General features: G+C 68.6%; 12 protein-coding genes and 1 pseudogene. 10 read left to right on the forward strand and 3 right to left on the reverse strand.

The genetic code is table 11. The annotated features are described in order from the left end of the window. Nucleotides 1-131, reverse strand: a pseudogene (locus ACKAE7_RS19070) (phage holin family protein); the annotation flags it as partial. Further along, entirely contained in the window at nucleotides 131-1,096 is a 966-nt protein-coding gene (locus ACKAE7_RS19075; RefSeq protein ID WP_191035379.1) for a hypothetical protein, read from the reverse strand. The pseudogene ACKAE7_RS19070 and the gene ACKAE7_RS19075, both read right to left, overlap by 1 nt. Before the next feature lie 187 nt (nucleotides 1,097-1,283). On the opposite strand from ACKAE7_RS19075, the gene ACKAE7_RS19080 reads away from it, so the two are divergent. Then, nucleotides 1,284-1,931, forward strand: coding sequence for a hypothetical protein (locus ACKAE7_RS19080; RefSeq protein WP_400619488.1), 648 nt, complete (start codon nucleotides 1,284-1,286; stop codon nucleotides 1,929-1,931). Here ACKAE7_RS19080 and ACKAE7_RS19085 read toward each other — a convergent pair. Beyond that, nucleotides 1,928-2,983, reverse strand: a complete 1,056-nt coding sequence (locus tag ACKAE7_RS19085; RefSeq protein ID WP_188810299.1) for an NAD-dependent epimerase/dehydratase family protein — start codon at nucleotides 2,981-2,983, stop codon at nucleotides 1,928-1,930. The two genes, ACKAE7_RS19080 and ACKAE7_RS19085, sit on opposite strands and share 4 nt — an antisense overlap. Nucleotides 2,984-3,130: 147 nt before the next feature. Here ACKAE7_RS19085 and ACKAE7_RS19090 point away from each other — a divergent pair, with 147 nt between their 5' ends. From ACKAE7_RS19090 to ACKAE7_RS19130, 9 genes are all read left to right on the forward strand, one after another. Then, nucleotides 3,131-3,991: a sigma-70 family RNA polymerase sigma factor gene (locus ACKAE7_RS19090; protein WP_408980012.1), complete on the forward strand. Its 861-nt coding sequence runs from the start codon at nucleotides 3,131-3,133 to the stop codon at nucleotides 3,989-3,991. Nucleotides 3,992-4,213: 222 nt separating this feature from the next. Then, nucleotides 4,214-4,750: an HAD-IIIA family hydrolase gene (locus ACKAE7_RS19095; RefSeq protein ID WP_188810303.1), complete on the forward strand. Its 537-nt coding sequence runs from the start codon at nucleotides 4,214-4,216 to the stop codon at nucleotides 4,748-4,750. Nucleotides 4,751-4,782: 32 nt separating this feature from the next. After that, the gene (locus ACKAE7_RS19100) at nucleotides 4,783-5,838 is read left to right on the forward strand and encodes a glycosyltransferase family 9 protein (protein ID WP_408980018.1); all 1,056 of its coding nucleotides are present in this window, start codon (nucleotides 4,783-4,785) and stop codon (nucleotides 5,836-5,838) included. Then, nucleotides 5,835-6,878: a glycosyltransferase gene (locus ACKAE7_RS19105; protein ID WP_408980013.1), complete on the forward strand. Its 1,044-nt coding sequence runs from the start codon at nucleotides 5,835-5,837 to the stop codon at nucleotides 6,876-6,878. The genes ACKAE7_RS19100 and ACKAE7_RS19105 overlap by 4 nt, the downstream gene beginning before the upstream one ends. Further along, on the forward strand, nucleotides 6,875-8,128 hold the full coding sequence (locus tag ACKAE7_RS19110; RefSeq protein ID WP_408980014.1) for a glycosyltransferase: 1,254 nt from the start codon (nucleotides 6,875-6,877) through the stop codon (nucleotides 8,126-8,128). The genes ACKAE7_RS19105 and ACKAE7_RS19110 overlap by 4 nt, the downstream gene beginning before the upstream one ends. Next, nucleotides 8,125-8,832: an SIS domain-containing protein gene (locus tag ACKAE7_RS19115; RefSeq protein WP_408980015.1), complete on the forward strand. Its 708-nt coding sequence runs from the start codon at nucleotides 8,125-8,127 to the stop codon at nucleotides 8,830-8,832. The genes ACKAE7_RS19110 and ACKAE7_RS19115 overlap by 4 nt, the downstream gene beginning before the upstream one ends. Beyond that, nucleotides 8,829-10,301 carry a PfkB family carbohydrate kinase gene (locus tag ACKAE7_RS19120; RefSeq protein WP_408980016.1) on the forward strand — a complete coding sequence of 491 codons (1,473 nt, stop codon included), beginning with the start codon at nucleotides 8,829-8,831 and terminating at the stop codon, nucleotides 10,299-10,301. Before ACKAE7_RS19115 ends, ACKAE7_RS19120 begins: the two co-directional genes overlap by 4 nt. 48 nt (nucleotides 10,302-10,349) lie before the next feature. Continuing rightward, nucleotides 10,350-11,066: an SDR family oxidoreductase gene (locus ACKAE7_RS19125; protein ID WP_190613187.1), complete on the forward strand. Its 717-nt coding sequence runs from the start codon at nucleotides 10,350-10,352 to the stop codon at nucleotides 11,064-11,066. A gap of 47 nt (nucleotides 11,067-11,113) precedes the next feature. After that, nucleotides 11,114-11,319 (forward strand): aldehyde dehydrogenase family protein (locus tag ACKAE7_RS19130; RefSeq protein ID WP_408980017.1); only part of this gene is annotated, 206 nt, incomplete at its 3' end.

Below are 11,319 nucleotides of genomic sequence, written 5' to 3' on the forward strand. Positions count from 1 at the left end.
GCCAGCTCGACTTCCTGGCGCATCAGCGTGGACAGGTCACGGGTCACATCCCCGAGCAGCTCACCCAGCGAGGCGTTGTCCGCCTTCTGGTGCGCCGCACTCGGAGCAGGTTCAGGAATGGAACTACTCATCACAGTCCGCCAGACTGGCCATCCCTGGAACGGTCCCGGGTAAGGGGATCGCCTGCCATGGGATCGTCGGCAAGGTCGCGGTCACCCAGCGGGTCCTCGGCAATCCGGTTGCCGGACCACGGTTCTTCGACCAGTTGCGGGCTGTCCAAGGGACTGGCGGGACGCGTGGGGTCGGAATAGCTGCTGCCTGGCGCGCCGCCGTCGTATCCTGCCGTTGTGGTGGCTGGGCTGGGAAGCTGCACCGGAGGGGGCGGTACGGTGCCGCCCGCCGGCACATAGGATTCGGTGTCCCGGTCGCCGTATGGCGTACCGGAGTAGAGCCCGGTGGTGCCGGTGGTGCCGATGGAGGATGACGACTCCGGTGCCCCGGCGGTGAGGCCGCGGGTGAGCCGGCCGGCCAGGACGCCTGCGCCCGCTGCAAGCAGCAGGAAAGTGCCGGGGTTGTTGCGGGCGAACCGCTGGACTTCACCGAGAATGTCGCCCGGCTGCTTGTTTTCGAGCCAGGACGCCATTGAGGAGGTGCGCTCCGCAGCCTGCCGGACCAGGTCGCTGGCCATGCCCTGCTGGTCCGGGGCGGTGGCCATGCTGTGCAGCTGGCTGGAGATATTGCGCATGCCTTCTGCGGCCTTCTGCTGCTGGGTGCCTGCCTGGCTTGTCAGGCCCGACTTCGCCTGGTGCAGAAGATCCTGCGCACTGGACTTCGCCTCGGACGCCACATTCGCGGCTTCTTCCTTGGCGGTCTGGGCAACGTTCTGGGCTGAGCCCTTCGCCGTGCGGGCGACGTCAGCCGCTTCTTCCTTGGCCGCATCCTTGCGGGAGGTCCCCGTGCCGTCGCCGGCCTGGCCTGCACCGTACTGGGGAGTGGCGGCTGACGGGAAAGTGGCGGCGGACCGCTCACCCGGAATTCCTGTAGAGGCCGGTGGAGCCGTGGTAGCGGGATCCTCGGGCCATTGGTTCTCTGTCATCTTCGCTCTCTCTTTCCAAGAAGGCCGGTTGTTGATCAAGAACCAGCAGTACTGGCCGTAAAATAATAAGCATGATTACTAATAAAAGGTAAGTACCCTTGCTAAGCGAGTTCTAAACGGTTCCAACAGAGTCAGCCGGAAGGGCGCAGGCCGGTCCGGTCACGTCAAGTGGAAAGTGGTGGGTAGTGTGGAAACAGCTCCATGGGTTTGGGTAGTCGTTGCCGTAGTTGTGGTGGTGCTGATAGTGCTGCTGTTGCTGGCCAGCGGAAGGCGCCGGAAGGCGGTCCAGCAAAAGCGTGACGACGAACACCGGGAGAAGGCTGCGGAAATCCGCCGCGAGGCCGAGGCGAAGGAACTTGACGCCCGGGAGCGTGAAGCGAAAGCGACGCGTGCCAAAGCGGATGCAGAGCAGGCCCAGGTGGACGCAGCCAGGCTGCGCCAGCAGGCTGACCAGCAGGCAATGGAGGCCAAGGCACTCCGCGACGATGTGAATGAACGGGCGCGGAAAGCGGATGAGCTCGACCCCGATGTTCACGGCGACCGCCGCGGTGATGTGAACCCGGACCGCCGGGACCGCAGCAACCGCGAGCGGGCCGGCCACGAGGGCGTGGGGGATGGCACCACTGACGCGGCCCGCGGCGCTGATGACCGGGGCGTCCGCGGGGCCGAGCCCCGGGATGGCGTCCGGGACGACGTGGCCCACGACGGCGTCCGGAAGGACGTAGCCCATGACGGCGTCCGTGACGAAGGGGTGCAGAATGACCGCCCCGGCCAGGGTGCCAACCCGGCCCGCGGCAGCCGCCGTGACCGGGAGGAACCCCGCTCGGGCATCTAGTCCACGGGCGGTACCGGTTTCCTTGGTTTGAGCACGGGGGAGGGAGCTACTCCTTCCCCCGTTCCCATGCCCTGGAGTACGGCCCGGACGGCATCCGTGGCCGGTATCGTCGGCTCCCAGCCCAGGATTCGGCGGGCCCGGTCGGTGTCCATGATGGGAGCGCCGGCGGCCATCTCCACCCATCCGGAGTCCGTGGGTTGGAGCCGCAGCCGCCACGTCAGGCCGACGATCTTGTGAAGCAGTCCCATGGGAATGGGGAGGATCCTGCGGGCGCCCAGAATGCGGGCAAGTTCCTGGGGCGTCAGTACCGGCTCTGCCGCAATATTGAAGGCTCCGGAGGCGCGCTGGTCGATCACACGCCAGTAGGCATCCGCCACGTCATCAGCGTGCACCGCCTGGAAGACCAGGTTGTCAGGGGCGGGCAGCAGCGGGATCCGAAGTTTCCCCGGCAGCAGACGCGGCAGGAGCCGGCCGAGGAAATACCTGCCGATCTCACTTCCGGCATCGGACTGGAAAATCAGCCCTGGCCGGAGCCTTGCCACCGAGATGCCCGGCTCCGCTGCCATGAACGCGTCCAGGGCTGCTTCCTGCTCCGCCTTGTGCCGGCTGTAGTGCGAGCCAGCCATGCCGCGGACCGGCCACGATTCGTCGCGTCGCTGATCCTTGGATGCCTTGCTGTAGGCGCCGACGGAAGAAGCACACACCACCTGTTTCACCCCGGCCCTGGCCGCTGCCGCGAGCACATTCCTGGTGCCCGTCACATTGGTGCGGTACAGCTCTTCCAAATCCCGGTTGGGCTGGATCTGCCAGGCCAGGTGGACCACGGAATCCACACCTTCCAGGGCGGTATCAAGCTGGGTGCGGTCACCATCCAGGCCGATATCCAGGGTGTGCCATTCAACGCCGGAGTAGGGTTCGTGGCCAGTGTCGGGGAGGCGCCTGCTGATCCCCGTCAGTTTCAGGCTTCCCGGCTTTTCGGACAGCTGGGCCTGCAGCTTGCGGAGCAGTGCTGTTCCAGCATTTCCGCTGGCACCCGTGATGGCGATGTGCATGGCAGGGACTCCTCCGCGTGGCCTCTCGGTACGGCTGACATACCGAGCCTATATCCGGGAACCATTGTTTTATAAGCAACCTTATGATTTCCTACTTCTAAGTCTTGCCGCAGGCTTTCGGACCCCTACCCGAGGGAACCAACGACAATGCCCGAATACTTTCCCGCACTTGCCGTGGATACGATGCCCGTCCACCAGCACCAGCCAGAACTCCCGGAAAACAGCCCGTCCGGCACTAGGGCGGGACGGCTGCACCAGACCTTCGAAAACGACTTAGTCCTCCGCTACCTGGACCTGGCTGAAGCCCTGGCCGCCAGGTTTGAGGCCCGCGGACGCGAACGCGCGGACCTCAACCAGGTGGCCTACCTGGGGCTCGTGAAGGCTGCCCGCGGCTTTGACCAGTCCAAGGGGGAAAGCTTTCCTGCCTATGCTGCCCCCACCATCACGGGGGAACTGAAGCGGTACCTGCGCGACCGCACGTGGGTGGTCCGCCCGCCACGGCACATCCAGGACCTGCGCACCCGGATGTTCCGGGCGGAGCCGGAGCTCACCCAGTCGCTGGGAAGGAATCCCAGCGTGGCCGAGCTGGCGGGGGCCCTGGACGAAGATCCCGCCGCCGTGCAGGAAGCAATCTCGGCCTCAAGCAGCATGCACCCGGACTCGCTGGACGCCGTCAACCCGCACTCCGATGCGCCGTCGATCGGCGAGGTCCTGGCCTGCCCCGAGACGCCGCTGGAACGCCTGGAGGAACTCGCCTGCCTGCGTGACGCCATCCAGGACCTGGATCCCGCGGACCGGGAGCTCCTGTACCGCCGCTACTTCTGCGAGGAGACCCAGGTGCAGCTGGGAAAGCGGCTGGGCATGTCCCAGATGCAGGTCTCGCGCCGGCTTGCCCGGGTGCTGGTGGCTCTCCAGCGCAGGCTGGAGGGCGGGGCGCTCCCGGTATTAGGGGACGAAGCGCGCGGAAACACTTCGCCCGGAAAGACTGCCCGAAAGCGGGCGAGCTAGCCGACAGGCTCCCTTGGGCGCACCAATCCGCAGCACCCCGAATCCGTAGCACAGGAATCCTGGGCCTCTGCATCCCGCACCCCGCTGCGAAAACCTCAAGGTAAGCACAGGCCACCACGGCCCTATCTTCCCTGTTCAGCGCCCAGGGACGAATAGCAAACGACAGTCCAGAAAACCATCCGGCCCTGTTTAGGGACATCGGCAGAGGGGAACAGGGAGGGCATGGTAAGCACCGAAACATCCAGGCTCAGGGCTGTGCTGTTCGACCGGGACGGAACCCTGGTGGTCGATGTGCCGTACAACGGGGATCCGGACCTTGTCCGGCCGATGCCCGGCGCCAAAGGGGTGCTTGACGCCCTGCGTTCCGCAGGCATAGCCACCGGGGTGGTCAGCAACCAGTCCGGCATCGCCCGGGGCATGATCTCCGCCGACGACGTCGCCCGGGTGAATGCCAGGGTGGAGGAACTGCTTGGCCCCTTCGACGTATGGGAAGTGTGTCCCCACGCTGAGCAGGACGGCTGCCTGTGCCGCAAACCGGCGCCGGGCATGGTCCACAGCGCGTGCCGGAAGCTCGGCATACCGGAGTCCGGGGCTGCCCTGATCGGCGACATCGGCGCTGACGTCAGGGCTGCGGAAGCAGCCGGTGCCACGGGCGTCCTGGTCCCCACTCCCGTAACCCTTGCAGCGGAAGTGGCTGAAGCGCCGCTGGTGGCGCAGGACCTGGCCGGCGCCGTGCGCCTGCTGCAGGAGGGGCGGTGACGGGCCGCGTCCTGGTGGCGCGCCTGGACAGCATGGGCGATGTCCTGCTGGCCGGTCCTGCCGTCAGGGCCGTGGCCAACGGCCGGAGTCCGGATGGCAGCAGGCCCAACCACGTTGTGATGCTCTGCGGCAGGCAGGGGGAAGCTGCCGCAGCCATGCTGCCGGGGGCCGCAGAGGTGTACAGCTGGGACAGCCCGTGGATCATGAACCCGGCACCGGCAATGACCGGCCCGCACGCGGACAGGCTTATCGACTATGTCCGGAACTCCAGGATCACCGAAGCCGTCATCCTTACGTCCTTTCACCAGTCACCCCTTCCTCTGGCGCTGCTGCTGCGGCTGGCGGGTGTTGAGCGCATTACTGGGGCGTCCACCGATTACGCCGGGTCCCTCCTTGATGTCCGGCTGAAGCCGGGGGAGGACTTTCCCGAGGACCAGCCTGAGGCCGAACGCGCCCTGGGCATCGCGAAGGCGGCAGGGTTCAGGCTCCCGGCAGGTGACGACGGCAAGCTCCGCCTCGGCGCCGTGCCCGATGTCGCGGACCTTGTGGGGCACGGACCGTACGTGGTGGTCCATCCCGGCGCGGCCGTCCCTGCAAGGGCCTGGCCGCCGCTGCACCACGCGGCCGCCGTCGAACTCCTCCAGGGTGCGGGGCACCGCGTGGTGGTCACCGGAGGTCCCGGCGAAACGTCCCTGACAGCCACGGTGGCGGGTCCCTCGGCGCTGGACCTGGGCGGCAGGACGGACCTCACCTCGCTGGCCGGCGTCATGGCGGGAGCCGGGGCAGTCATCACCGGCAACACCGGTCCCGCACACCTGGCGGCCGCCGTCGGCACTCCCGTTGCCTGCCTTTTCTCCCCGGTGGTGCCGGCCATCCGCTGGGCACCTTACGGGGTTCCGCTGGAACTCCTGGGGGACCAGAACGCTGCCTGCCGGATGACCCGCGCCCGCGTCTGCCCGGTTCCGGGACATCCCTGCCTGGACTCCGTCTCGCCCGAGGAAGTGGTGGCAGCAGTGGAACGGCTGATGGGCGGAGTGAGCTCTTTCAGTACCCACGTCAGTACCCGTAGAAAGGCCCGCAACAGATGAGAATCATGCTCTGGCATGTCCACGGTTCCTGGACGGACGCCTTTGTGCGCGGCCGTCACGAGTATCTGCTCCCTGTCCTGCCCGGCGGTGGGCCGTGGGGGCTTGGCCGTGCCGGCAGGGACTGGCCCGCATCAGTGCGGGAGGTGGAGCTGGCGTCGCTGGACGCCGACGCCGTGGACGCCGTCGTCCTGCAACGCCCGGAGGAGATCGACGAAGTTGCGCGGGTCCTGGGCCGCCGGCCCGGCGCGGACCTGCCGGCAGTGTACGTGGAGCACAACACCCCCAAGGGCGACTTCCCCTTCACAAGGCACCCGCTCGCGGACCAGCGCGGCATCCCGCTGGTCCACGTAACGCACTTCAACCGGCTCGCCTGGGACAACGGATCTGCGGTGTCAACGGTGGTCGAGCACGGAATACCGGACCCCGGCCAGCTCTACACCGGCGAGCTGGCGGAGCTCGGCGTGGTGGTCAATGAGCCTGTCCGCCGCGGCCGCGTCACCGGAACCGACCTGCTGCCGGCCTTCGCCTCCGTGGCGCCGCTGCAGGTCTTCGGCATGAAGACGGACGGCCTGGCTGCCGCCGCCGGCATGGACGCATCCCGGATGACCTCCCGCGGCGACCTCAGAACACAGGAACTGCACCGCGAACTGGCACGCTGCCGGGTCTACGTGCACCCGATGCGCTGGACCTCGCTGGGGTTGTCCCTCCTGGAAGCCATGCACCTGGGAATGCCCGTGGTTGCCCTGGCAACCACCGAAGCGCCGCGGGCCGTGCCGCCGGAAGCGGGAGCCGTGTCCGCCGACATCGACGAGCTGCTCCGCTGTGCGCGGCGGCTGGTGGCCAATCCGGAGGAAGCACGGCGACGTGGCGTCGCCGCGCGCGAGGCGGCACTTGAACGCTATGGGCTGGCCAGGTTCCAGCAACGCTGGGACGAGCTGCTGGGGGACCTGGCCGGCCATCCCCGGCGCCCGCTGGCCGCCGGCAAAAACGGCCGGGACGAGCGGATCCTTGTTCCGGCGCGAGAGAGGAAGACGCCATGAGAATCTCGATGATTTCAGAACATGCCAGCCCTTTGGCGGCCTTGGGCGGAGTGGACGCCGGCGGGCAGAACGTGCACGTCGCGGCACTGTCCGAAGCGCTGGCCAGGCGCGGCCACCACGTCACCGTCTACACCCGCAGGGACGCAATGGAGCTTCCCGCCCGGGTCCGGGTGGGGCACCGCCTGGAAGTGGTCCACGTGGAGGCCGGACCGGCATGCCACGTTCCGAAGGACGGGCTGCTGCCCTTCATGGGTGAACTCGCTGATGGTGTGGCCAGGGACTGGAGCCAGCGGCCCCCGGATGTGGTGCACGGCCACTTCTGGATGTCGGGCCTGGCTGCCCTGGACGCAGCCAGGCGCCCTGCCTCCGGGTACCGGATCCCGGTCATCCAGACGTTCCACGCGCTGGGAACGGTCAAGCGCCGGCACCAGGGCGCCGGGGACACCAGCCCGCAGGAACGCCGCTGGCTGGAACCCGGCGTGGGCCGGTCCGCGGACAGGATCATCGCCACCTGCTCGGACGAGGTGTTCGAGCTCAAAGCCATGGGCATCGACACCGGGAAGATTTCCATCGCCCCCTGCGGCGTGGACCTGGAATTCTTTTCCGCCGAGGGTCCCACGGCGGCACGGACAGCAAGCCGCCGGATCCTCTCCGTGGGCCGCCTGGTGCCGCGCAAGGGTGTTGACCTGGTAATCCGGTCGCTTCCCTACCTGCGCGAGGCAGGGTTCGACGGCGTCGAGCTCCTCATCGTGGGCGGCGGCGGGGACTCCGGGGTGCTTGACGCGGACCCGGAGGTGCGCCGCCTGCTGGACCTTGCCGCCGAACTCGGTGTGGCGGACCAGGTGCGGCTGCAGGGCCAGGTGTCCCGCGGCGAGATGCCCGGGATCTTCCGCAGCGCCGACGCCGTTGTCTGCGCCCCCTGGTACGAGCCCTTCGGCATTGTTCCGCTGGAAGCCATGGCCTGCGGCGTCCCCGTGGTGGCTGCCGCCGTCGGCGGTCTCCGTGACACCGTGGTGGACCATGGAACGGGGCTGCACGTGCCGCCCCGCGATCCGGAAGCCATCGCTTCCGCCCTGGCCATGCTGTTCCGCAACCCGTCGCTGCGGACGGAGCTGGGCAATGCGGGAAAGGTCCGCGCCCGCACCCGGTATTCCTGGGACCGGGTGGCCGCCGAAACCGAAAAGGCGTACCAGCTGGCGGTGGCAGGAGCTCCTGCCGGTGTTGCCCCAATGGAAGGAGCGGCGCTGTGACTCCGGACTGGTCCCTTCGCGACGCGGGCCTGAGGACCCTGGCCGCCCCTCCGGCACTGCCGGCCGTCCTGCCCGGTTCCGGCTTTGTGGACCCGGCCACCGCGGAGATCGTGCAGGCCCACCTGGACAACGTCCTGCCGGCGCTGGATTCGCTGCGGCGCCAGTCCGGCCGCCTCGCTGCGTGGGGCGTGGACCTGGCGCACCGGCTGCTGCGCGGGCAACGCCTACTTGCCGCAGGCAACGGCGGTTCAGCCGCGGAGGCGCAGCACCTGACTGCCGAGCTGGTGGGCAGGTTCGACGGCGAGCGTGTCCCGTTCTCCGCGATCTCGCTGCACGCCGAGTCCTCGGCCGTCACGGCGATCGCCAACGACTATGGGTACGACGACGTCTTTGCGCGCCAGGTGCGCGCACACGGCCGCTCCGGTGACGTGCTGATGCTGCTGTCCACCAGCGGCAAGAGCCCCAACCTGCTCCGGGCAGCGGAGGTCGCCGCCCGGCTCAACATCACCACCTGGGCGCTCACCGGCGCCGGCCCCAACCCCTTGTCCGACGCGTGTGACGAGGCAGTGATGATTGACGCCCTCAATGCCAACGCGCAGGAAGGGCACCTGATCGCCCTGCACGCCATGTGCCGTGCCTTCGACCTGGAAGTGGGGCGGCGCAGCACTCCCGACGCCGGACTCCAGGGACGGGGCCGGTCATGAGGATCGTGGTGGTGGGAGACGTGATGCTGGACGTGGACCTGTCCGGGGAGGCCACCCGGCTCAGCCCCGACGCGCCCGTTCCGGTGGTGGACGTCTCCGGGGTCAAGCGCCGCGCCGGCGGCGCCGGCCTGGTGGCGCGGATGCTCGCGGAGGACGGCTGGCCTGTCACCCTGGTGACTGTCCTGGGTGATGACGACGCCGGGCGCCAGCTTGAAGCGCACCTCGCCGGGGTGCGGCTTGTGTCCGGCCCCAGCGGCTACGCCTCGCCGGTCAAGACCCGGGTCAGGGCGGGATCGCACCCGGTAGTGCGCTTTGACCAGGGCTGCGGCAAGGCACCCGTTCCGGAGGCCAGCCCAGCCATGCTCCGCGCCGTTGAGCAGGCAGGGGTGATTATCGTGGCCGACTACGGCAGGGGACTGGCGGCAAATCCGCAGCTCAGGGACCTCCTGGCCCGGCTGGCCGGCAGTGTGCCCATCATCTGGGACCCGCATCCATCCGGGCCGGACCCCGTCCCGGGAGTGGCCGTGGTGACGCCGAACGCCGCCGAGGCGAGCAAGGCTGCGCAGGCTTGCGCCAACCTCCAGGACCCAGGGTCGCAGGACGCAATAACACATGACGCAGTGACACAGGATCCAGCGCCGCAGGATCCCGCAGCCCAGGCCGGCCGGATCCTGCTGGAACAGTGGCAAAGCCGCGCCGTCCTGGTGACCAAGGGCGAACAGGGAGCGGTCCTGCTGCGGAAGGGCAGCGGCTCCCCCCAAGCGGTGCCGGCGCCCCGGGTGGAAGCGGGTGATCCCTGCGGGGCCGGAGACCGGCTTGCAGCCAGCCTGGCGGTCCACCTCCTGGCCGGCCGCGACCTCGGCGAGGCTGCGGGGCTGGCAGTCCATGACGCGGCAGATTTCCTCGCCAACGGTGGAGTGTCCGCACTGCCGGACCACGCTTCCTCCAGTGCGCCCGCCCAGGATCCCCTGAACCAGGCCGCGCCCCACAACCAGGCAGCGCCGAGGCGCCGCCCCCGCGAACCACTGCTGCTGGCCCGCACGGTGCGGGACGCCGGCGGAACAGTGGTGGCCACCGGCGGCTGCTTCGACCTGCTGCACGCCGGCCACGTCCGGTCCCTCGCCGCAGCCCGCGAACTGGGCGACTGCCTGATCGTCTGCCTCAACTCCGACGAATCCGTCCGCCGGCTCAAGGGGCCGGACCGTCCCATCATCGGCCAGCAGGACAGGGCCGAACTGCTGCTGGCCCTGGAATGCGTGGACGCGGTGATGATCTTCGACGACGACACACCGGTCGCCGTCCTGGAGCGCCTCCGCCCTGACATCTGGGTCAAAGGCGGGGACTACAAGGGCGCCCGCCTGCCGGAAGCCGACCTCGTGGAGCGGTGGGGCGGCCGCTGCCTGACCGTGCCGTACCACCCTGCCCGTTCCACCACGGGCCTCGCCGACGCCCTTGCCAAGGTGGGCTGACCGCCGCTCCGCCCCAGGTTTTTCGTATTCCCCATTGAAAGGAACACCATGACTGCAGAAGTGAATGCGCCCGCAAGCAACACCCCCGGCCGCGTGCTCGTTACCGGAGGTGCCTCCGGACTGGGGGCCGCCGTCGTCGACGCCGTCCTGAAGGCAGGCGGCACCCCGGTGGTGCTGGACCGCGACATCAGCAGCGTCTCCGCCGTGAAGGCCTTCGAAGTGGACGTCTCGGACCGCGCGGCCGTGGAAGCGGCGGTGAAGGAAGCCGCCGAGTCGCTGGGGGGACTGGAAGCCGTGGTCACCGCGGCCGGAATCGACCGCTGCGGCAAACTGGCGGACGTCGAAGCCACTGAGTGGGAAAAGGTCATCGGAGTGAACCTCATGGGCACGGTCTCGGTGGTCCGGGCGGCCCTGCCCTACCTCAAGGCCAGCCACGGCCGGGTGGTTACTGTCGCCTCCACCCTGGGGAAGCGGGCCGTCGCCGATGCCACCGCGTACTGCGCCTCCAAGTTCGGCGTGGTGGGATTCAGCCACGCGCTGGCAGCAGAAACGGGCGGGGAAATCGGTGTGACCACCATGATCCCCGGGGGCATGAAGACCCGCTTCTTCGATGACCGCACGGAGCAGTACAAGCCGCAGGACGATTCGCGCCTCAATGACCCCGCCAATACGGCGCAGGCAATCCTCTTCGCCCTGTCACAGCCCACGGGATGCGAGGTCCGCGAGATGCTGATCTGCCACGAGGAGGAGGGCTCCTGGCCCTAAAGGCAACAGACAACCAGACCGGAAACCGAACCGACGGGAGGAACACCATGCCTACCACTGCAGTCGAAACAATCACAGACGCCGAATCAGCAGAACGAGCGGGGATCACCATCCGCAACCCGCGCACCGGCGACGTCCTGTGGACCGTGCCGGAGGCCGGACCGGAAGCCGTGGCCCGCGCCGTGGACGTTGCCCGGAGCGCAGCTTCGGACTGGGCCTCCACCCCGCTCCGACGACGCGGTGGAGGCCCAGT

Origin of the sequence: Pseudarthrobacter sp. NKDBFgelt, from assembly GCF_046097905.1 — a bacterium.
Lineage (GTDB): Bacteria > Actinomycetota > Actinomycetes > Actinomycetales > Micrococcaceae > Arthrobacter > Arthrobacter polychromogenes.